22 protein-coding genes are annotated in these 19,522 nt (G+C 70.9%); 7 read left to right on the forward strand and 15 right to left on the reverse strand.

Annotated features, from left to right (window positions below):
• Positions 1–158 precede the first annotated feature (158 nt).
• On the forward strand, positions 159–1,223 hold the full coding sequence (locus AB6L24_RS04040; protein ID WP_405652167.1) for a Clp protease N-terminal domain-containing protein: 1,065 nt from the start codon (positions 159–161) through the stop codon (positions 1,221–1,223).
• A 122-nt stretch (positions 1,224–1,345) separates the two neighbouring features.
• On the opposite strand, the gene AB6L24_RS04045 is transcribed toward AB6L24_RS04040, so the two are convergent.
• From AB6L24_RS04045 to AB6L24_RS04055, 3 genes are all read right to left on the reverse strand, one after another.
• Positions 1,346–1,621, reverse strand: a complete 276-nt coding sequence (locus AB6L24_RS04045; RefSeq protein WP_405652169.1) for a hypothetical protein — start codon at positions 1,619–1,621, stop codon at positions 1,346–1,348.
• Positions 1,622–1,779: 158 nt separating this feature from the next.
• Positions 1,780–2,334: a hypothetical protein gene (locus AB6L24_RS04050; protein WP_405652171.1), complete on the reverse strand. Its 555-nt coding sequence runs from the start codon at positions 2,332–2,334 to the stop codon at positions 1,780–1,782.
• A gap of 37 nt (positions 2,335–2,371) precedes the next feature.
• Positions 2,372–3,223 carry an alpha/beta fold hydrolase gene (locus AB6L24_RS04055; RefSeq protein ID WP_405652173.1) on the reverse strand — a complete coding sequence of 284 codons (852 nt, stop codon included), beginning with the start codon at positions 3,221–3,223 and terminating at the stop codon, positions 2,372–2,374.
• Between the two features lie 116 nt (positions 3,224–3,339).
• Here AB6L24_RS04055 and AB6L24_RS04060 point away from each other — a divergent pair, with 116 nt between their 5' ends.
• Positions 3,340–3,762, forward strand: a complete 423-nt coding sequence (locus AB6L24_RS04060) for a winged helix-turn-helix transcriptional regulator (RefSeq protein WP_405652175.1) — start codon at positions 3,340–3,342, stop codon at positions 3,760–3,762.
• A 69-nt stretch (positions 3,763–3,831) separates the two neighbouring features.
• Here the strand turns inward: AB6L24_RS04060 and AB6L24_RS04065 are convergent, their stop codons facing one another.
• The 4 genes from AB6L24_RS04065 to AB6L24_RS04080 form a co-directional block, all read right to left on the reverse strand.
• Positions 3,832–4,179 carry an SDR family NAD(P)-dependent oxidoreductase gene (locus tag AB6L24_RS04065; protein WP_405652177.1) on the reverse strand — a complete coding sequence of 116 codons (348 nt, stop codon included), beginning with the start codon at positions 4,177–4,179 and terminating at the stop codon, positions 3,832–3,834.
• 37 nt (positions 4,180–4,216) lie between these two features.
• Complete coding sequence (locus tag AB6L24_RS04070; RefSeq protein ID WP_405652179.1) at positions 4,217–4,783, reverse strand: DJ-1/PfpI family protein; 567 nt, start codon at positions 4,781–4,783, stop codon at positions 4,217–4,219.
• A gap of 69 nt (positions 4,784–4,852) precedes the next feature.
• On the reverse strand, positions 4,853–5,452 hold the full coding sequence (locus tag AB6L24_RS04075; protein ID WP_405652182.1) for a flavodoxin family protein: 600 nt from the start codon (positions 5,450–5,452) through the stop codon (positions 4,853–4,855).
• Positions 5,453–5,520: 68 nt separating this feature from the next.
• The gene (locus tag AB6L24_RS04080; protein WP_405652184.1) at positions 5,521–6,480 is read right to left on the reverse strand and encodes a TIGR03557 family F420-dependent LLM class oxidoreductase; all 960 of its coding nucleotides are present in this window, start codon (positions 6,478–6,480) and stop codon (positions 5,521–5,523) included.
• An 808-nt stretch (positions 6,481–7,288) separates the two neighbouring features.
• Between AB6L24_RS04080 and AB6L24_RS04085 the strand changes: the two genes are divergently transcribed.
• Complete coding sequence (locus AB6L24_RS04085; protein WP_405652186.1) at positions 7,289–9,094, forward strand: thiamine pyrophosphate-requiring protein; 1,806 nt, start codon at positions 7,289–7,291, stop codon at positions 9,092–9,094.
• 290 nt (positions 9,095–9,384) lie between these two features.
• A complete protein-coding gene (locus AB6L24_RS04090) occupies positions 9,385–9,648 on the forward strand; it encodes an ANTAR domain-containing protein (RefSeq protein WP_405652187.1) in 264 nt (87 codons plus the stop codon).
• Here the strand turns inward: AB6L24_RS04090 and AB6L24_RS04095 are convergent.
• From AB6L24_RS04095 to AB6L24_RS04120, 6 genes are all read right to left on the reverse strand, one after another.
• Positions 9,630–9,863: a hypothetical protein gene (locus AB6L24_RS04095; protein ID WP_405652189.1), complete on the reverse strand. Its 234-nt coding sequence runs from the start codon at positions 9,861–9,863 to the stop codon at positions 9,630–9,632. The genes AB6L24_RS04090 and AB6L24_RS04095 overlap by 19 nt on opposite strands.
• A gap of 177 nt (positions 9,864–10,040) precedes the next feature.
• Positions 10,041–10,601, reverse strand: a complete 561-nt coding sequence (locus AB6L24_RS04100; RefSeq protein ID WP_405652191.1) for a hemerythrin domain-containing protein — start codon at positions 10,599–10,601, stop codon at positions 10,041–10,043.
• Positions 10,602–10,671: 70 nt separating this feature from the next.
• Complete coding sequence (locus AB6L24_RS04105; RefSeq protein WP_405652193.1) at positions 10,672–11,091, reverse strand: CBS domain-containing protein; 420 nt, start codon at positions 11,089–11,091, stop codon at positions 10,672–10,674.
• Positions 11,092–11,963: 872 nt separating this feature from the next.
• On the reverse strand, positions 11,964–12,653 hold the full coding sequence (locus tag AB6L24_RS04110) for a DUF6766 family protein (protein ID WP_405652195.1): 690 nt from the start codon (positions 12,651–12,653) through the stop codon (positions 11,964–11,966).
• Positions 12,654–12,737: 84 nt separating this feature from the next.
• Positions 12,738–13,151: a hypothetical protein gene (locus AB6L24_RS04115; protein ID WP_405652197.1), complete on the reverse strand. Its 414-nt coding sequence runs from the start codon at positions 13,149–13,151 to the stop codon at positions 12,738–12,740.
• Between the two features lie 144 nt (positions 13,152–13,295).
• Positions 13,296–13,430, reverse strand: coding sequence for a hypothetical protein (locus tag AB6L24_RS04120; RefSeq protein ID WP_405652199.1), 135 nt, complete (start codon positions 13,428–13,430; stop codon positions 13,296–13,298).
• An 83-nt stretch (positions 13,431–13,513) separates the two neighbouring features.
• Here AB6L24_RS04120 and AB6L24_RS04125 point away from each other — a divergent pair, with 83 nt between their 5' ends.
• The 3 genes from AB6L24_RS04125 (at position 13,514) to AB6L24_RS04135 (ending at position 16,031) form a co-directional block, all read left to right on the forward strand.
• Positions 13,514–13,756, forward strand: a complete 243-nt coding sequence (locus tag AB6L24_RS04125) for a DUF6479 family protein (RefSeq protein ID WP_405652202.1) — start codon at positions 13,514–13,516, stop codon at positions 13,754–13,756.
• A 267-nt stretch (positions 13,757–14,023) separates the two neighbouring features.
• The gene (locus tag AB6L24_RS04130; protein WP_405652204.1) at positions 14,024–15,490 is read left to right on the forward strand and encodes an aminotransferase class I/II-fold pyridoxal phosphate-dependent enzyme; all 1,467 of its coding nucleotides are present in this window, start codon (positions 14,024–14,026) and stop codon (positions 15,488–15,490) included.
• A gap of 31 nt (positions 15,491–15,521) precedes the next feature.
• A complete protein-coding gene (locus tag AB6L24_RS04135; RefSeq protein ID WP_405652206.1) occupies positions 15,522–16,031 on the forward strand; it encodes a DUF6328 family protein in 510 nt (169 codons plus the stop codon).
• A 64-nt stretch (positions 16,032–16,095) separates the two neighbouring features.
• On the opposite strand, the gene AB6L24_RS04140 is transcribed toward AB6L24_RS04135, so the two are convergent.
• Together AB6L24_RS04140 and AB6L24_RS04145 are read right to left on the reverse strand one after the other, a co-directional pair.
• Entirely contained in the window at positions 16,096–18,132 is a 2,037-nt protein-coding gene (locus AB6L24_RS04140) for a CocE/NonD family hydrolase (RefSeq protein WP_405652208.1), read from the reverse strand.
• Positions 18,133–18,189: 57 nt separating this feature from the next.
• A complete protein-coding gene (locus tag AB6L24_RS04145) occupies positions 18,190–19,473 on the reverse strand; it encodes an acetyl-CoA carboxylase biotin carboxylase subunit family protein (RefSeq protein WP_405657028.1) in 1,284 nt (427 codons plus the stop codon).
• Positions 19,474–19,522 lie beyond the last annotated feature (49 nt).

The following is a 19,522-nucleotide window of genomic DNA, read 5'->3' on the forward strand; positions in this document are numbered from 1 at the left end:
GAAAGTCATCGGCGAGACAGCCGGCGTGTCCGTTGGCCTTGCCATCGGCCGCGTGCTCCGTCTCAGGATGCGGGGGGAGATCCTTCTGCGGGGCGACGCGGCCTCCGCTCCGTTCGGGGAGGCTGCTCCGCAGGACCAGCGAGAAGAGGAAAGGCCGCATGGAAGCCACCAAGTCGCCCGACTGGAACACCGTGGGAATCCTGGGGGCCGCGCGCGGCGCGCGGTCGGGAGCAGGAGGCCCCATCGGGAGCGAGCATCTCCTGGCCGGCATCACCACGGCCAAGGGGACGGCACGCGAAGCGCTCGCGGCCGAAGGGGCGACCAAAGTCGCGCTGCTGGCGGTCCTGCGGGACCGGATGGAACGGGACGGTGCGTGGAGCGTCGACGACGGCGCGGAGAGCATCGTCACCGAGAAGGACATCCTGGGCGAGGAGGGCGAACAGGGCACCCGCTACACGGGCGCCGCGGCCAGGGCGTTGACCGCCGCGATGCGACGGGCCCAGCGGGAGGACGCCGGGAAGTTCGGCGCCGAGCACCTGCTGCGCGGGCTCCTGGAAGGGGACAACCGCGCCGTGGAGGCGCTGGGATCGTGCCGCATCTCCCCGCAAGCCGTACTCGCCCGCCTGGACGGCGACACCCAGGGCCGGCAAGACGACCTCGACCCCCTGCTGCACGCCACCCGTGACATCCTCCTCGGCCACAGCCACTACCGCCGGGCCCCGTTCTGGATGCGGTGGATGCTCAAGCTCAGCGGCATCAACTGGGCGGCACGGCCCGCCTGGTGGGTCAAAATGGAGACGTACGAGCAGGCACGCCGTCTCGGAAGCAGCACAGTGGGCACCGAGCACGCCCTGCTCGCGATCCTGGCCACCCACGAGGTGGCGCTCCGCTACCCGCACCTGACGGGCGAGGCCACCACCGGTCCCGACTCTCTGTACGCGGGCGGAGAGCGCCTGCTCCGCCTGGGCATCGACTACGCCTCGGTACACAACGCCCTCAAGACCGGCGACCGCCTTCACCTGACATCCGACGCCCGCCCCGTCGACCAGTACATCGACGAGACCAAGGGCCAGGCCCCGACGCCGGCCCCCGGACACGACTCCGCTGCCGCCGAGGAACCGCTGACCGACCCGGGCACCGGCCCCCTCGTCGAGGCCCTCCTGGGAGAGCAGACACGGGCCCGGCAGGTGGTCGACGCGCTGACTGCCCCTCCCGGCAACTGACCGCGCGCCAGTCACGGGGCCACCACGGGCCGGGAGTCCCGCAACGCGCAGAGGCGGTGCCTGCCCGACATTGCTGCCGGGCAGGCACCGCCTCCAGGACAACGATCCGGCCCCGCCCCTGATCAGGAGGGCTCGGTGAGAACCCACAACTGCCAGACTCCGGCGGCCCGGCACTCGTAGGCGCGTACGCCGTTCTCCATGTACCACCGGCCGCGCTCATGACAGCGGTGCTCCTCGTGCGGAGGAAAGTCCGCCACGTGGTGCCAGCCCGGCCCGGCTGCCGGCGTGGACTGTACGGGAGTGGGTGCGGGCGCGGAGGCCGTGGCGGTCGCGCTGTGGCTCGCCACCAGCAGCGACGCGGCTGCGGCCGCGAGGAGTACGCGTTTCATGGTTCGCATGGAACGCATCCTTCCGCAGCTGACGGGCCCTCACCGGTGGAGAGCGCTCCACCTTCCCCCGATTGGCTCAATGAGTGAGGCACGCAGCCTGACGGTGGGGCACGGCGCGGTTCTTGAGGGTGCGACAGTCCGCGCGCCCGCCCATCACCACCATGGACTCATCGCGTTCTCAGCTTGCGGTGTCCGGCCCGGTCTTTCGCGATGTTCCGTACCTTCTTGCTGCAGCCTGACCCGGCGAGCAGGGCGAGCACCTCCGGCGACGTCGACCGCTCGGCGAGGACGCGCTGCATCCAGTACGTGACCTTCGCCAACTCGACCGGCGTCGGCACGTGACCGTCCTCGACGGACAGGTGGAACAGCCAGTCGTGGATGCGGCGGCGGATGAACTCGCGGTGCCCCTCCGCTCTGAACCGGTCGATCTCCGGCAGCAGTTCGGCCGACCACCGCCGGAACTCGGCAGGGCCACTCACCTGCGTCGCGATGCTGTCCACGAGGGCGACCACCGCCGTCTTGGACCCCATCTCGTGGGGGTCGCGCAGGATCGCGGCGACGATCGCGCGGTCCCGGTCGCGGCTCCGCGAGGAAGCGGTCACCGAGACGACACGTAGGTACGCGGCCGATCGGACGTGCTCGTCCGCGAGGGCGTCGTCGACGTCCACGTCGAGGATGCCGGCCCCCGCCAGCAACTCGGCCACATCGGAACGCCATGTCATCGCCTCGCCCCCTCTCGCAGAGCCGGACCGGCCCCGGTCAGGCCGCGTTCGCATTCTCACCGGCGAGGAACGGGCGCAACAGTGCGAGCAGGGCACGCGGGCGGTGCAGCGGAATGATGTGGCCGCAGTCCTCGATGACGTGTCCGGTGAGGTTGTCCGTGACAGGGCGGAGCTGGCGTTCCAGCGCATCGCCGACGGGCCGGGCGCCCAACGCCATCGTGGGCACCGCCAGTCGGGCGGTGGCGACCGCCTGCTCGATCTGTGCCGCGCTCTCGGGCAGCGCCCGGTAGTACGAGAACGCGCGGCTCAACGCCTGGCGGCCGGTGTACGCGCGGACGAAGGCGTCCCGGAGGGCGGGGCGCACCCCTTCACCGAGCGTGCCGGCGCGCAGGAACCAGTCGACGTAGGCGGCCTCGTGGCCCTCCAGCACGGTCTCGGCAAGGCCGGGCGCGGCGGCATGGAAGCCGAACCACCACGGCGGCCCGCCGACGAGGAAGTCCTCGGCGCCGGGCAGCGTGCCCAGAAGGGACTCCATGACGACCAGGCGCCGGACGAGACCGGGGCGACGGAGGGCGAGGAGGAAGGCAGGCGCGGCACCCGCGTCGATGCCCACCACCGCGGCCGAGGACACGCCGAGCGTGGTGAGAAGCGCCGCGGCGTCCTCGGCCAGGGTGCCCGCGTCGTACCCGGAGGCGGCCGGGCTGCTCGCGCCGAACCCGCGCAGGTCCGGCGCGATGACGCGGTAGCGGCCGGACAGGTCGGCCATGACGTCCGTCCACAGCTCCCAGGTGTGCGGGAAACCGTGCAGCAGCAGTACGGCCGGGCCCGATCCGGTGAGAGCGACGTTCAGTTCGACACCGTTGACGGGGACGCGCCGCAGTTCGGGCATGGAGGCTCCAGGTGTGTGGTGGGGTGAGGCGAGGTGAGGAATAGTGACCACGTCACGCTAGGGAACTAACCTGGTCCGTCCAAGACGGCACTTCTCCTTCAGGTGGTGAGCCCTGAGTGACCACATCGAAGCCCGGCGGACCCGCCCGGCGGCCCGGTGAGCGGGGTGAGCGGGGTGATCTGCTGGATCCGCGCTGCCCGGTCCGCCAGTTGCTCGACCGCATCGGCACCAAGTGGACCTCGATGACGGTCAAGGTGCTGGCCGAGGAGGCCCCGGACGAGCTCCGCTTCGCGGAACTGCGGCGCCGTATCCCCGGCATCTCACAGAAGATGCTGTCCGTCACGCTGCAGAGCCTGGTCCGCGACGGCCTGGTCGCACGCCGAGTCGAACCCACCGTGCCACCCGCCGTCCACTACCGGCTCACCGAACTCGGCCTGTCCCTCGAAGGACCGCTCTCCGCCCTGCGGACCTGGGCCGAGACCCACATGCCGGAGATCGACCGCAGCAACCAGCTCGCCGACGAGTCGCCTCCCGGCTAGGCGTGCACCGAATGTGCCGGCCGCAGCCACTCGTTGGCCGAAGCCACGACCAAGGCACGACGGTGACGCTCACGCCTGCGGCGGCCGCCTCTGCGTGCAGCCCCTCGGCGAGAGCACCGACCGCGGCTTTGGCACACGGATGGGGCAGCAGGCGGGGGCGCCGAGCAGGCCGCTGACGGATCCGATCAGAGCGAGGCGTCCCCGGCTCCCGCGCAGATAGGGCAACGCTTCCAAAGACGTGTGCAGTGTGCCGTAGAACATCGTGTCCACGGCGTCGGTGAACTCCTTGGAACCGATCGTCTCGACGGGCGCGACCTGGATGACCCCGGCGTTGGCGACCACGATTTCCAGGCCGTCGCGCTCATGGCTCTCGCGCATCATCTCGCCGACGGCGGTCCGGTTGCGTACATCGCACACGACCGTGTGGCTCGTCCGCCTCCCCGCCAGTGCGCCCTCAGACCCGGGCGAGCCGATCGCGGATCGCCGTCACGAAGTCGTCCAGGTCCTTCGGGGTACGGGAGGTGATCAGGGGGTAACCGCCGTCCACATCCACCACGACCGCTTCGTCCACCCACGCCTTGGCGCCGGCGTTGGTGATGTCGGTGCGCAGGGACGGATACGAGGTGAGGGTCCTGCCGTGCAGCACGTCGGCCTCGACCAGGGCCCAGGGGCCGTGGCAGATGGCGGCGATGGGGCGGCCGCTCGCGGCGAACGCCTTCACGGTGTCGACGGCGGCCGTCTCCAGGCGCAGGTGGTCGGCGTTGAGCGTGCCACCGGGGACGAGCAGCAGATCGTGCGGGGCGGCGCCCAGAGCCTCGTGGGACACGTCCGGGTCCAACCTCTCCCCGGGGTCCTTGTCCCCCTGAAGCGTCTGGACGGGATCCGTGCTGACCGCGGCGACGGTGACGTCGACGCCGTCCTTGCGCAACTCCCTCAGTGGGACGAGCAGTTCGTCCTGCTCGACGCCATAGTTGGTGACGAGGGCCAGGACGCTGCGGCCGTCGAGTCGTCGGTCAGCCATGGGAGGACCTTTCTGCGTGCGGTGTGGGCTGTGCGAGTGCTGATCTGCTCCGGTCGGGCCCCGGCCGTGTCAGGGGGTCGGGTAGGGGTGCTCCTGCAGGAGCTTCGCGAGATGGACGGTGTTGACGGCGAGCGTGTGGGTGGTGCCCGCCACGGCGTCGGGCGTCTCGTCCAGGTCCTGGTAGTCGGTGCCCTGCTGGGCCTCCCCGACCCAGTAGGTGACCGCGCCGGGGGCGAGGGAGAAGCCGACGTCGTTCAGGCCCTGGAACACGTCCGCGCTGACCTTGTGCGCGCCGTCCTCATTGCCGACCACCGCCACCGCCGCGACCTTGCCGTGGAGGAGAGGCCGCCCCTGGTCGTCCGTCTCCGAGGAGTCGGCGTTCAGCCGCTCCAGGACCCGCTGGCAGATGCTGGACGGGTGGCCCAGCCAGATCGGCGTGGCGATCACGAGGATGTCGGCCTGAAACACCTTGGCACGCAGGAGCGGCCAGGCGTCCCCCTCCCCCATGTCCACCCCGATACCAGGGCGGACGTCGTGGTCGGCGACGCGCACCGTCTCGGTCGTCACACCGAGCTTGTCGAGTTCGGCGCAGACCTGGTCGGAGAGCAGCTGACTGCTGGACGGGGTCGGGGAAGCGTTGAGCGTGCAGACCAAGGACAGGGCGCGCATGGTGGATCTTTCTCCTCGGAGGAAGGCGGGTGGGAGGGTGCGGCGGCGGGAACGCGGCACGCACGGGGTCACTCGGCGTTCAGCCTCGGCAGGACGTCGCTGCGGTAGAAGTCGAAGAAGCCCTGCTGGTCGGGCCCGATCTGGCCGACGTACACCTCGTCGAATCCCGCGTCGACGTACGCGGCCACAGCGCGGACGTGTGCGTCCGCGTCGGCGCCGCAGACCATCCCGTCGGCGACGGCCTCCTCGGTCACGAGCGTCGCCGCCTGCTCGAAGTGAGCGGGGTCGGGCAGCACCTGCCCGAGCTCCCCCGGCAGGAACTGCGTCGGCCACAGCCGGTGGGCCGTCTTGACCGCCTGGTCGCGGTCAGCGCCCCAGCACACCTTCACACCCCCGAGGACGGGCTTCTGCCCGCCTCCCGCGCGCCGGAACTGTCCCACCAGATCAGCGTCCGGCGTCATCGTGACGAACCCGTCCCCGATCCGTCCCGCCAGCGCGGCGGCCTTGGGCCCGAACCCGGACACGTGGATCGGGACGGGCTCGTCGGGCACGGTGTACAGGCGGGCGTTCTCCACGGTGTAGTGCTTGCCGCGGTGCGTGACCTCCTCACCGCTCTGCAGAATCCGGATGACGTGGACGGCCTCCTCCAGCATCTCCAGGCGTACGTCGACGGCCGGCCAGGCGTCGCCGAGGATGTGCTCGTTGAGGGCCTCACCGCTGCCCACGCCGAAGCGGAAGCGGTTGCCGGTGAGCACGCCCGAGGTCGCGACGGCCTGCGCGTTGACGGCGGGGTGCATGCGGACGGTGGGGCAGGTGACGAACGTCGTCACCGGCAGTGACGTCACCTGGGCGAGCGCACCGACCATCGACCAGACGAAGGGGCTCTGCCCCTGCTCGTCCGTCCACGGGTGGTAGTGGTCGGAGATGGCCAGACAGGTGAACCCCGCCTGCTCCGCCGCACGCGCCTGCTCCAGCAGCTCACCGGGTGTGAACTCCTCACTCGCCAGGAAATACCCAAAACTCGTCATGACCCGCACCCTCTCCTCTGCATTGCGCGCGACCCCGGCGGCTCGTGCCTTGAGCCCTTCGCGCGGCCTCACCCGGTTCCCGGCTCGGCCCGGCGGGAGACCGATGCCCTGGGCCCCGCCCTCCACAGCCTGCGTGCTCCCGACAGGGGGCACCACACGAGCGGAGCGCGTGGCCCGTGTACCCAGAAGCCGAAATCCAAGTCACCCCGCCCGGCGACCGGCACCCCGCACAGGCCGATCCCGCGCGGGGCCCGGAGGTGGGACGCGCCGCACGACCGAACGCTTCATGCGAGGACGGATCCGGCATGCATGGACCAGACGGGGCTCTCGACGCAGGCAGCCGGGGGGCGTACGGCAGGACCGTGGACGACGTGCGCCGCCTGGAGATCCTTACGCAGGACGGGGGCCCGCATGTGGGTCGGCCCGACCTCCCGCGCCGAACGGTGCCGGATATCCGAGGAGGGCGGGCGCCGGGCCGAGATCTGCGCGGACCTGGAGCGGATCGCGCCCGCCTGCCTGGCGGACATGCGCGGCACAACTGGTTCACCACGCGCCCATCTGGCCAGGCCATGTTCTCGACGAGGGCTGCCGCGGTCTGGCCGAGGTGATTGCCGTCGGCCTCGATGGGAACCTGCCCAGCGAGCATCCCGAGTGCCTGGCCGACCGGCCGCCGGGCCCCTCCCCCGCGGCCCGCGGGATCGTGAGCGCGGTGGCGGGAGCGGTCGCCGTCGGCGCCGCCGTCGCAGGCATCCGTTCTCGGCTTCATCGCAGGTAAGCACCGCAGTTCTCTTCGGAAAGGACAGTTCCCATGGCCACGAAGGTCTCCGACCACATCCTCGAACGTCTGCGGGCCTGGGAGGTCGAGCACGTCTTCGCCTACCCCGGCGACGGCATCAACGGACTGCTCGCCGCCTGGGGGCGGGCGGACAACAAGCCCGAGTTCATCCAGGCGCGGCACGAGGAGATGTCCGCCTTCCAAGCCGTCGGCTACGCCAAGTTCTCCGGCCGCGTCGGCGTGTGCGCCGCCACATCGGGGCCCGGCGCCATCCACCTGCTCAACGGCCTGTACGACGCCAAACTCGACCACGTGCCGGTCGTTGCGATCGTCGGCCAGACCAACCGCAGCGCCATGGGGGGCTCCTACCAGCAGGAGGTCGACCTGCTGAGCCTCTACAAGGACGTCGCCTCCGACTTCTGCGAGATGGTCACGGTCCCCGAGCAGTTGCCCAACGTCCTCGACCGGGCCATCCGCACCGCCTACGCCCGTCGCTCGGTGGCAGCCGTCATCGTCCCCGCCGACGTCCAGGAACTGAACTACTCGGCACCCGAGCACGCCTTCAAGATGGTGCCCTCCAGTCTCGGCCTCTCCTCCTACGCCCCGGTGCCCGCAACCACCGATGTCGAGCGCGCGGCACGACTGCTCAACGAGGGGGAGAAGGTCGCCGTCCTCGTCGGCCAAGGCGCGCGCGGGGCCCGCCAGGAGGTCATGGAGGTCGCCGACCGGCTCGGCGCCGGCGTCGCCAAGGCCCTGCTCGGCAAGGACGCCCTGGACGACGACCTGCCGTACGTCACGGGTGCCATCGGCTTGCTGGGCACCCGCCCCTCGTACGAGATGATGCGGGACTGCGACACCCTCCTGGTCGTCGGATCCAGCTTCCCCTACACCCAGTTCCTGCCCGACTTCGGCCAGGCGCGCGCCGTGCAGATCGACATCGACCCGCACATGATCGGCCTGCGCTATCCCTTCGAGATCAATCTCGTCGGCGACGCCCGAGCGACGCTGAGGGCGCTGCTGCCGCACCTTGAGCAGCACAAGAACACCGGCTGGCGCAAGAAGATCGAGAAGAACACGGCGCGCTGGTGGCGGGTGATGGAACGGCGAGCCGCCGTGGACGCGGACCCGATCAACCCCGAGTACGTCGCCCATACCCTGAACGGTCTGCTCCCCGACAACGTCGTGCTCGCCGCGGACTCCGGTTCCGCCGCCAACTGGTACGCCCGGCACCTGCGGCTGCGCGAGGGCATGCGCGGCTCCCTGTCCGGCACGCTCGCCACCATGGGGCCCGGTGTCCCGTACGTGATCGGGGCCAAGTTCGCCCACGGCGACCGTCCGGCCGTCGCGCTCGTCGGCGACGGCGCGATGCAGATGAACGGCCTGGCCGAGCTGATCACCATCGCCAAGTACTGGGAGCAGTGGGCCGATCCCCGCCTGGTGGTCGCCGTCCTGAACAACCAGGACCTCAACCAGGTCACCTGGGAGATGCGCGCCATGTCCGGCGCCCCGCAGTTCCTGCCCTCCCAGGCACTTCCGGACGTCGCCTACAGTGACTTCGCGCGCTCGCTGGGCCTCGGTGGGCTGCGCGTGGAGAAGCCGCAAGACGTGCAGGGCGCGTGGGAGGCGGCACTCGCCGCCGACCGGCCCTACGTCCTCGACTTCCGCACCGACCCCGCCGTCCCTCCGATCCCGCCGCACGCGACGCTCGACCAGATCGAGGCGGCCGCCGCCTCCGTGCTCAAAGGCGACAGCGACCGAGCCGGCATGATTCGCCAGGGCTTCAAGGCCAAGGTCCAGGAGATGCTGCCCGGCCATCGGGGCAAGGACGACAGCGCGTGAGCAACCAGCCGAGCGGGCCCGCGTGGGCGTGGGCGACACGTCCCCTCCGTTCGCGGACGCGACGGTGGCTACGGCGCCAGGCAGGCCGTACGCGTCGTGGGCGCGCTCGCTGACATCCGCGCCGCTTTCGAGCCCGCCGAGCCCGCCGAGCCCGCCTGAGGGTTGCTGATCACCCAAGGCACGGGCACGGTGGGAGAAGCTTGCCCCCCAAGCCCTCGGAGGCGATGTCAGTGGCCGTCACGCCCGAGGAGACTCCAGCCACAAACGATCTCCAACCCGTCCGCGAGCAAGTGGAGGAGCTGCGGAACGAGGTCTCGCAGCTCCAGCACGCCGTGGATTCCCACGCGATCGTGGACCAGGCCATAGGCGTGGTGGTCGCCGTGGGACAGCTGACCCCGGCCGAGGCGTGGGACGTCCTGCGGGAGGTCTCGATGCACACCAACACCAAGCTCCGGCACGTCGCCGGGCTGCTGGTCGAGTGGGGCCGGTCCGGCGAACTGACCACGGAGATCCGCAGCGAGCTGGAGCGTCAACTTCAGCTGCGCAGTCCGTAATCGGTCCGTACACAGGCGCGGCGCGTTGAGGTCACCGGTCGGCTGACTGCCTGGCGGTCGGCTGACTGCCTGGCAGCTTCCGTCTCGGTGGCGACGTCGGCCGTCCTGAGGGTGCCAGTCCACTGCACATGCTTGAGCGTGAGACGCAGGTCGTTGAGGCAGTGCAGGCGCCGCTGCAGCAGTTCGGTGAGCAAGCCGGCGTCTTCCACCGTCATGCCCGGGACCGTGTAGCGCGGGGTCGTCTCGGAAGGCAGCGTCGTGTCGCCGCGTCCGAGACAGCGCACCTGCCCACGACGGCAGGGCGTGAGCTCATCGGCGACATCGCCGTCGGCTGTGGCGCCGACGGCGACCTCGACGTCATCCGCACGAGCTGGTCGTCGCGCGGCCTCGCCTCAGCTCTTGCCGCGGCCGGTGAGCAGGTCGCGGGCCCGATCCACAAGCCCCACGCCAGGGCCCAGCAGTTTGTTGCCGGGCGGCGTGGACGGCGTGGAGGGGTGCGGGCGCGTGGGGGCCGTCTTCTTCGCGGTGCGGACCTTGTCACCCAGCTCGTCCAGGACCTCGGGCGTCCACGCCGCGGCGAGCAGCGGGAACAGCCGGGCCTCCTCGTCGCGCACGTGCTCGCTCACGTCGAGTTTCAGCTTGGCCACCAGATGGTCGAAGTCCGGGTCCGTCGCGCCGAGGCCTTCGAGGTCCTTGAGGAGCTGTTCCACCCGCCCGTGGTCGGCGATCTCCTTGTCCGCGATCTTGTCTCCGTCCGGGACGTGCGCGCGCACCGCCGGGTACAGGTGGACCTCCTCGGCGACGGAGTGGCGTACCAGCTCGATGGTCAGTTCGTCGGCCAGCTTGCGGCGCCGCTCGTCGCCGACCGGCTGGGCCTCGATCATCGCGAAGAGTTCGTCGACTTCGCGGTGGTCGATGGTGAGTTCCGCGATCACGTTTCCGCCGTGCCCCATGTGAGGGCTCCCTTCGGTGTCGCTGTTTCGCTGTCGCTGTCCGGTGTGATGTGCTTCCAGGCCCCGGCCGCTACCGGTTGGGCTTCGCCGCGCTGATGTCCGCGAGGGCCGACTCCGGGTCCCGTTCCATGGCCAGGTCGCCGAGGGCGACAATGCCCACCACCCGGCCGCCGTCGACCACCGGAACCCGTCGGACCGAGTGCTCACGCATCCGTTCCACCACCAGCCCCAGACGCTCGTCCGGACCGACGGTGACAACCTCCTCGCTGCACACGCCGACGGCCGTCGTCCGGTCCGGGTCGGCGCCTTCGGCGAGCACCCGCACCACCAAGTCCCGGTCGCTGACCAGCCCCCGCAGTTCGTCCGCCTCCGTCACCAGGACGGCCCCGAGGTCCTGATCGCGCATGAGACGGGCCACCTCCCGCACGGAGGTGAGTGGTGCGACGGCGACGGGTGCGCCGGTCATGATGTCGCGTACTTGCTGAGCCATGGGGCCTCCTTCGTCTGGTTCGACGGCGCCCGGCACCGCCGCTCGGCCCCGGGTACCCGAGCCGACGCGCTCCATCCCCGCCGCCGGAACGCCCGGCTCCGCCCGGCCGGGGGAGCCTCGTGGCAGCAGCCGGCCTCGGCAGCGGCCCCGCGTGTAGGAGGGCTCCCGCCCGGGCACCCGAGGGCCACACACGCCGACCGAATCGACCTGGTCGGCCGAAAGGGACAGGTGGCAACGCATGGAGTGGCTCAAAGCAGCACTCAAGCGGGCGCTGGGACGCAAGAAAGAGGCCGACGGCATCGCACTGGGCGACGAGCGGCTACGGGCCGAAGGACAGCGCGAGAAGCAGCGACAGGGCCACGACACACACGCGGCGAGTCGTGGCAGGAGTCGCAGGGAGGACCAGTAGCCGCTGGTGCCGTCTCGCGCCGATGCTCGGCAAGGACGTCCTGGACGAACGTCTCGGTGCGGGTTCGCTCAGTTGACACTGCGGATGATGTGCGCTTCCGGATCCGCCTGGTCGGTGACCACACGCGGGCCATGAGCGAAGGGTCCGTCACTCGCGCGGGCGGTCGTGTTCGTCTCCTGCCCGGAGCCGATCCGGTCGTCCTGCGATGTACGGTCGACTACACGTGCCAACGCGGGCTCCATAGCGCATACGCCTCTTCTCGTGAGCCCGGCGGGGTTCCCCGCCGGTCGCCTGTACGGGTCCCCCTCCCTCTCGGGGAGAAACCATTCCGCCGGGGCGGAAGGCCGCTCTCCAGTCGCTGAACCCAGCGGTGCGACGTGGCTGTTCTGTGCACCACCGCACCTGCCCGTCGCGGTCGTCCAGGCCCGGAGAATTCTGCTCGGCTCCGGGCGCCGGACAAGACTCAGCCGCCTTCCACGCCGGTGGACGTGTGCGGTGATCCGACCGGTTTCGATTCGGGCGAGCCCCGTTGGCGCAGATGGACGGAGAAGATGGCCATCGATGCCACGGCGAGCAGCTCGGACTGCCAGTTCTGCAGGCTGCGGCTCCAGAAGTCGGCGCCCAGGACGTACTCACCCCATCCGATCGGCTGCTGCAACAGCCGCAGGCGTTGTTCGTTGTGGGCGGCGGCTCCGGCCACCGACTGGGCTGCCCAGGACAGCAGAAACAGCCCGGCCATCAGCATGCCCAGGGAGCGTGAGTACACGCTCTGGCGCCAGTCCCCCGTGCCGGCCCAGCGGGGCGAGTCCGGTCGCGCGTAGCGTCCGACCCGCTGTTGCTTGTCGGTCTCGGGACCCGCTCGGTCCATCTCCTTGGACTCCGGGGAACCGCGTTGCAGCAGCCATACCGTTCCGAAGATGAACAGGAAGAACTGGAGGTACTCCGACTGCCAGTTCTCGGTGACGTCGACAGCGAAGTCCGAGGTCGCCAGGTAGTCGGAGAGGCTGATCGGAGCCAGGCCGTCCACCTTGAGTGCCGTGTTGAACTCGGCGTGCCCGGCGAAGGCCTGCCCGGCCAGGGCCAGCAGGAAAGCGGCGCCGAAGGCCAGCGAAAGTCCGTTGTCCCGCAGGAAGGACCGCGGCTTCGATGTCATCGCTGCAACGCCCCCACCGTGGTGAAATACGCGATGCCCAGCACGACTGTGCCCAGGCAGACCACGAACATGATCCGCACGAGGTCAGCTCCCCTTCACCGAGCACCGATACGGCCGATCGCCCTGAGGCAGGCATCCCGCGGCCACCACCTTCCAGCCGTCGGGAAACTGCGAGAGGAACACCGTGTCCTTCTCCAGCACGACGCGGGCCTGCCGACCATGGACATCGACGTGCCGCCCGGCACCGCCGTAGGGCACGCCCTCACCCAGCACGGAAGCGGCACACGTCGATTGCCCGGAGAGCTCCAGCTCCTCTCGCGTGCCGGGCGCCAGAGCCCCGCACAGCGCGGCGGCGTCGCCGGTGCGTACGGCCTGCTCGAAGCGGGCCACCGCGGCTCGGACGGCCTCTCGCCGCCCGTCGACCGTGCCGCAGCCGCTCACGGCACAGACCAGGGCCAGGGCCGACACCAGGACCCAGCTCCTGCGGCCACTGCTCACGCTGCCTCCCGGGGACGAAGGTCGATGCGTGATCATCCTGCGCGGGACCGGCCGTCACCGAGTTCGACACGCCGGGCCCTCGCGGAGGACGGCGGCCGACCTCGACGGCACCGCGGGCAGCGTGGGAGAAGTCGGCTTCACCCCTCAGTGGCCGAGGGCCTGCTTGAGTTCCCGCTTGTTCATCGACGAGCGGCCGTGGATGTTCTTCTTCTCAGCCTCCTCGTACAGCCACGCGAGCGCGTGTGGAGCCGCCCCCGTACCCCCGGTGAGCGTCCGCAATCACCACGCGACGGCCGACCGGTCCCGCGTTTCTCACTCGCCCGGCCCTGCGATTTCTGCCGACGATCGGGTACACCACCGGAATGCGTGCTGACAGTCACACCGTCCTGGCCGCCTCCAGTGGCGCCTCGCTGGTCCTCATCATCGTCGGCGTCGTCGTGGTCGTCGGCCTCCTCGCCATGTTCGTCGCGGGCCGCCGCCGCGCCGCCCGCCGCACCCGAAGCACACCCGCCCCCGGCACCATGCCTCCCGGCGGCGAAGCACAGCGAGGTGAGACCTGGCAGACCCCCGACGACGACCCCGACCAGGGAAACCCCCATCGCTGACAGGAAGTTCGAACGGCAGGGCACGCCACGGCACCCGCCGGAGGCACGAACGGGCCTGCTCGCTACGGCAGTTCGTCCATCGCCGCCCCGTGCGCGCGAGTCCCCGCCGCGCGGACGCGCGGATACCATGCCCGTGACCACGCCCTGAGAACCGCCGCACAGCGTCGGCTCGGCCTCCTCGCCGAACCGGACGGCCTCAGCGCCCCCTTGCCGACCACCGATCTTCCGCAGGTGAGTGTCTCGCTCTCAGCAGGGAAGGCAGGCACCATGGCACTCGATCACTCACGGGCCCCCGTCGTGGAGGCAGTGGACGCTCATCGACGCCGGGGCATGCTGTCGTTCACGCCGCCGGGGCACAAACAGGGCGCGGGGGTGGACCCCGACGTGCGGCGTCTGCTCGGGCAGGAGGTCTTCCAGCACGATGTCCTTGCTTCCGGCGGCCTGGACGACCGGCGTATGCGGGGCGGGTACCTCCAGGACGCCGAGAAGCTGATGGCGGACGCCGTGCACGCGGACCACACGTTCTTCACCACCTGTGGCAGCTCCCTCTCGGTCAAGGCGGCCATGCTGTCCGTCGCCGGTCCCGGCGAGCAGCTCCTGATCAGCCGGGACGCCCACAAGTCCGTGGTCGCCGCGCTGATCCTGTCCGGCATCGAACCCGTGTGGGTCGAACCGCGCTGGGACGACGAACGGCACCTCGCGCACCCGCCGTCCGCCGAGGAGTACGCGGCGGCCTTCGCACGCGCACCGCAGGCACGCGGGGCCCTGGTCACGAGCCCGACGCCGTACGGCGGCTGCGCGGACCTGCGCCGCGTCGCCGAGGTCTGCCACCGCCACGGGCGGCCGCTGATCGTGGACGAGGCGTGGGGCGCCCATCTGCCCTTCCACCAGGACCTGCCCGCCTGGGCGATGGACGCGGGCGCGGACGTCTGTGTGACCAGCATCCACAAGATGGGCAGCGGTCTGGAGCAGGGGTCCGTCTTCCACCTCCAGGGCGACCTGGTCGAGCCCGAGGTGCTCAAGAACCGGGCTGATCTGATGGGCACGACGAGTCCGTCGGTCCTCGTGTACGCGGCCATGGACGGCTGGCGCCGCCAGATGGCGCTGCACGGACACGAGCTGATCGGCCACGCCCTCACCACCGCCGGCGGACTCCGGCGCGCCATCGAACGGATCGACGGCCTCCATGTGAACGACGCACAGGACTTCTGCGGCCCCGGCCGAGCGGACGACCTCGACCCGCTGCCCGTGGTCGTCGACCTGTCCGGCCCCGCGCTCTCCGGTTACCGGGCGGCCGACTGGCTGCGGGAGCACCGCTCCATCAACGTCCACATCGCCGACCACCGCCGTATCAACGTGCAGATCACCCACGCCGACAGCCGGCTCACCACCGAGCCCCTGCTGCGGGCGCTCCATGACCTCGTGGACACCGCCGACGACTGGGACAAGGCACCGGTCGTGGTGGTGCCGAGCGCCGACGGCCTGCGCATGGAACAGGCCTGCCTGCCCCGGGACGCCTTCTTCGCCCCGACCGAGGACGTCCCCGTCGAGCAGGCGGCGGGGCGTGTGGCCGCGGAGATGGTGACTCCCTACCCGCCGGGCATCCCGGCGATCCTCCCGGGCGAGCGCCTCACCGAACCGGTCCTGACCTATCTGCGGACCGGTGTGGCAGCCGGGATGAACCTCCCCGACGCCGCGGACCCCGCCTTCGGCACCGTACGCGTGGTCAAGTAGCCGCCGACCCGGCGAGGACCGAGGAGGATCCGTGCAGCAGAACCACCCCCGGAGCGGGCGCGACGAGACATCCGAGCAGCGGGCGGACCGGCGGTGGACGGACCTCATCCAGGAGATGCGGGTCGCGCTCACCGGCGTACAGATCCTCTTCGGGTTCCTGCTCACCGTGGTGTTCACCCCGCGCTTCCCCGACCTTGCCGCCACCGACCGGACGATCTACATCGTGACCGTGCTCCTCGGGTCGGCGTCGACGGGCGCCCTCATCGGACCGGTCGCCTTCCATCGCATGGTCAGCGGGCGCCGCATCAAACCCCAGGCGGTGATCTGGGCGTCCCGGCTCACCATGGTCGGCCTCGTCCTGCTGCTGTGCACCCTCACCTCTGCGCTGTTGCTGATCCTGCGCGTCGCGACGCACGACGTGATCGCGCCGGTCCTCGTGGCCGTCATCCTCGTGTGGTACGTGCTGTGCTGGTTCGCCCTGCCCTGGTGGGCGAAGAGGCGCTACACGGCCCCGCCCACCACGGTCGACGACGGGCAGTGACGCACGGTGCGGGTGCCGTGCGCGGCCTGGGGCACCGGCTCCCGCGGTGACGGGACGAGCCCGCTCAGAGGCAGTCGCGTGCCACGGACTCGTTCCACGTCCGGGAGAAGACCCGCCGCCGCCCCTCGAACGCGTCCAGGGTCGCCGACACGTGGAACTCCTGCTCGTCGCAGGTGAGTTCCGTACGGGTCACGATCTTCGTGTCCCAGTCGTCCCGGTGGAAACGCATCGTCCACGTGGACTCCCCGGTCGCCGAACCGAAGTCGTCGGCCACGGCTCCGTACCGCTCGACCGCCCGGCGCCCCACCTCCAGGTCGATGTCGTCGAAGCGGACGGTGCCGGTGTCCTTCACGATCTCCAGGGCGGAGCCGTACGTGACCAGCTCGCGACGCACCTCCCACAGCTGCTCCGGTGGTGTGACCTGCGTCGTGGAGAGCGGCGTGGTCCCCTCGGCGGCGCCGAACGGCCCCGGTCCGCGGGGCGCGTCGTCGAGGGCCTGGGGGCGGCGCACCGGCAGGGCCAGCGCGCTGGTGCCCTCATGGACGCCGAGCAGGACCGGCCGCGGCGGCGGCCAGGCGAGCGGCCAGTAGGAGGTGGAGAGGGACAGACGGATCCGATGGCCCGCGGGAAACGTCTGGGCGACGCTGTTGAGAAGCACACTGACGCGGTACCTGCGGCCCGGCTCCAGCGGATCGGGGTCGCCGCCGCCGCCGCGCCGAGTCAGGTTCAGCAGGCCGTACGTGACGCGTGTCGCGCGCCCGTCGGGGGCCACGTCGGAGAGGCGGGCCGCCACCATGGCGACCGGTTCGTCGACCGACACCTCCAGGTCCGCCCGGGGGGACCCGAGGATCTCCAGCGGCTCGGTCAGCACGTCCGTCTCGAAGACCAGGGAGCCCCCGTCCTCCTCGCGCTGGTCGTAGGGCAGGTCCGGCGGGGCGTTGTAGGAGGCCCACTTGCCGGCGAACTGGCCCACGGACAGCGGTGACCGCACGGTCAGCACGCCGCGCCCGGTGCCTTCGTCGGGCTCCGGTGGCCCGATCCGGTGCCGGGTGAGGGGGTGGACGCTCTCTCGCACGTGGGGCGAGGGCCACGACGGCTCGGCGACCCAGCGTCCCGGCCGCTCGGCGTAGGAGGTGGAAGGGGGCACGCTCTCCTGCATCCAGGTGCGCAGCATGGGCCCGTCCATCGCACCGTTGTCGGCGCCCTTGAGCCAGTGGTCCCACCAGCGCACGAGTTCCTGCAGGTACCCGATGGCGGGCCCCGGCTCGCCCAGATGCGGGAACTTGTGGGACCACGGGCCGATGAGCCCCTTGCGGGGGACGTCGAGGTGGGCGAGCAGGCGGGTGACCGCGTTGGAGTAGCCGTCGGCCCATCCGCTGGAGGCCAGCACCGGGCACTGGACGGCCGCGTAGTCCTCGCAGACCGAGGCGTGCCGCCAGTAGCCGTCACGGCGCTGGTGGCGCAGCCACTCCAAGATCCAGGGCCGGGTGTGTTCCAGGCGTTCGTGCCACATGTCGCGCCAGCGGTCACCGACCACCTCGGGGTCGGGCGGGCAGGTGGCGTAGGCGAACATGGTGCCGGCCTCGGCGAGGCTGTCGGAGAGGAGCGCTCCGCCCATGTAGTGCATGTCGTCGGCGTAGCGGTCGTCGGTGAAGGAGGCGATGGCGATCGCCTTGAGCGAGGGCGGGCGGCGCGCGGCGGCCTGGAGCGCGGCGAACGCTCCCCACGAGATGCCCATCATGCCCGTGCCGCCGTCGCACCAGGGGCGCCGCGCGAGCCAGGCGAGGACCTCCTCGGCGTCCCGCTGCTCCCGGTCCAGGTACTCGTCGGTCAGGACGCCCTCGGAGTCGCCGGTGCCGCGCAGATCGACGCGGACGCACCCGTATCCGTGTCCGGCGAGGTAGGGGTGGTTCAGGGAGTCGCGCACCGAGGACAGGTCGCGTTTGCGGTAGGGGATGTACTCCAGGATCGCCGGTACGGGCTCCCCGTCGCCGACGGCCGGGCGCCAGATGTGTGCGGACAGTCGCACGCCGTCGGACATCGGGATGCGGACGTGGGCTTCCTCGCGGATCTTGTACGGGAGGTCGGTCACACTGCGCATGGAGGGATCGGGATCCTTCCGTCGATTCGGGGTCGGCGGGACGGGCGTGCGGGCCGCTCAGGCCGGGTCGGGCTGCCGGTCCTGGCCCGCCGCGGCGTTCTCGAACGAGAGGCCGAGGGCGGCCACGCAGCGGTCGTACTTCTCGCGCAGTTCCTTCTCGCTGTCGCCCGCGGTGAAGATGTGCGCGAGTTCGTAGCTGTAGCTGTCCTGCTGCGGCAGATCGGACAGGCGCTGCCGCTCCCCGGGCGGCACGTCGACCCGGACGCCGGGGAGGTCGCGTTCGATCTGGTCGAGGCGGTCGCGGCCGGGTACGTCCCGCACCACGCCGTCGGCGAACCAGCGGTGGTACCACTTGGCGGCCATCGCGTGGCGGCCCTCGCGGTACGGCATGCGCGGGTCCTCGCCGCGGGCCAGGGCGAGCATGCAGTGATGGTTGGGGACGCCGTCGACGAAGGCGAACAGCTCGGCGTGCGACTGGGAGTGGCGCGGGTTGATCTCCAGGATGCGGACGGCCTCCGTGCCCGGGTCGTAGAAGAACTCGATCGAGAAGGTCGACCCCTCCATGCCGATGCGGCGCATCACGCGTTCGGACACGTCGTGCAGTCTGCGGATCACCGGCTGCGGGAGCATGGAGGGGTACTGGTGGCGCAGGAACGAGGAGCTGTCGGGGTAGTTGATGGAGTCGAGGGCTCCGTAGACCGTCACCTCGCCCTGGTGCACATAGCCCTCCACCGCGACCTGGATCCCGGTGAGGCACTCCTCGGCGAGGCAGACCAGGCTTCCGACGTCCGCCATCTCGGGCGGCAGTTCGAGTCGCTCCATGACGAACTGGAAGGGGCGGCCGATGCGGCCGATGCCCTCGCGGATCTCCTCCACGGCGGCGCGGAAGCCGCTCTGGTCCCGCACGCCGAAGGCCAGCTCGGAGGAGTAGGAGAGGGCGGGCTTGAGCCACAGGGGGAAGGAGACCCCGTCGGGGACTTCCGGCTCGTCCACGTCGAGGTCCACCCGGCCGAACGCCGGGACCGCCTCCGGGGCGGCCGCGCGCTGCTCCAGGCGACTCCAGTACTTGTGCTCGCACTTGACGATCGACGCCAGGTCCGTGGCGCGGGTGCCGTACGCGCGGGCGAGCAGGGGCACCATGGTGGAGACCGGGAAGTCCCAGTAGCCCGTGATCGCGTCGATCGTGCCGTCGAAGGCGTCGAGCACGCGGCGGGCCCGGGCGAGCAGGTCCGCCACGGACACCTCGCCGTCCTGCAGTTCCTCGATGGTCAGGAGACCGTGGAACCGGCAGTCGCGGCCGGCGCCGGCCGCGCGCAGCATCGGCACGTTCGCCTCGTCCATGCCGATGACGAAGATGTTCTCGCTCACAGGTGCTCCTTGGGGTCCGGCG

This window comes from Streptomyces sp. RK9 (genome assembly GCF_045070545.1).
In the GTDB taxonomy this organism is placed as follows: domain Bacteria; phylum Actinomycetota; class Actinomycetes; order Streptomycetales; family Streptomycetaceae; genus Streptomyces; species Streptomyces alboflavus.

Excerpts from the sequence above, each read along its gene's own strand:
- AB6L24_RS04085 (WP_405652186.1), top strand. The coding sequence starts at position 7,289 with ATGGCCACGAAGGTCTCCGACCACATCCTCGAACGTCTGCGGGCCTGG.
- AB6L24_RS04130 (WP_405652204.1), top strand. The coding sequence starts at position 14,024 with ATGGCACTCGATCACTCACGGGCCCCCGTCGTGGAGGCAGTGGACGCT.
- AB6L24_RS04140 (WP_405652208.1), bottom strand. The coding sequence starts at position 18,132 with ATGCGCAGTGTGACCGACCTCCCGTACAAGATCCGCGAGGAAGCCCAC.
- AB6L24_RS04075 (WP_405652182.1), bottom strand. The coding sequence starts at position 5,452 with ATGCGCGCCCTGTCCTTGGTCTGCACGCTCAACGCTTCCCCGACCCCG.
- AB6L24_RS04100 (WP_405652191.1), bottom strand. The coding sequence starts at position 10,601 with ATGGGGCACGGCGGAAACGTGATCGCGGAACTCACCATCGACCACCGC.
- AB6L24_RS04055 (WP_405652173.1), bottom strand. The coding sequence starts at position 3,223 with ATGCCCGAACTGCGGCGCGTCCCCGTCAACGGTGTCGAACTGAACGTC.
- AB6L24_RS04105 (WP_405652193.1), bottom strand. The coding sequence starts at position 11,091 with ATGGCTCAGCAAGTACGCGACATCATGACCGGCGCACCCGTCGCCGTC.
- AB6L24_RS04095 (WP_405652189.1), bottom strand. The coding sequence starts at position 9,863 with ATGACGGTGGAAGACGCCGGCTTGCTCACCGAACTGCTGCAGCGGCGC.
- AB6L24_RS04080 (WP_405652184.1), bottom strand. The coding sequence starts at position 6,480 with ATGACGAGTTTTGGGTATTTCCTGGCGAGTGAGGAGTTCACACCCGGT.
- AB6L24_RS04050 (WP_405652171.1), bottom strand. The coding sequence starts at position 2,334 with ATGACATGGCGTTCCGATGTGGCCGAGTTGCTGGCGGGGGCCGGCATC.
- AB6L24_RS04045 (WP_405652169.1), bottom strand. The coding sequence starts at position 1,621 with ATGCGAACCATGAAACGCGTACTCCTCGCGGCCGCAGCCGCGTCGCTG.
- AB6L24_RS04070 (WP_405652179.1), bottom strand. The coding sequence starts at position 4,783 with ATGGCTGACCGACGACTCGACGGCCGCAGCGTCCTGGCCCTCGTCACC.
- AB6L24_RS04125 (WP_405652202.1), top strand. The coding sequence starts at position 13,514 with ATGCGTGCTGACAGTCACACCGTCCTGGCCGCCTCCAGTGGCGCCTCG.
- AB6L24_RS04110 (WP_405652195.1), bottom strand. The coding sequence starts at position 12,653 with ATGACATCGAAGCCGCGGTCCTTCCTGCGGGACAACGGACTTTCGCTG.
- AB6L24_RS04040 (WP_405652167.1), top strand. The coding sequence starts at position 159 with ATGGAAGCCACCAAGTCGCCCGACTGGAACACCGTGGGAATCCTGGGG.
- AB6L24_RS04145 (WP_405657028.1), bottom strand. The coding sequence starts at position 19,473 with ATGGACGAGGCGAACGTGCCGATGCTGCGCGCGGCCGGCGCCGGCCGC.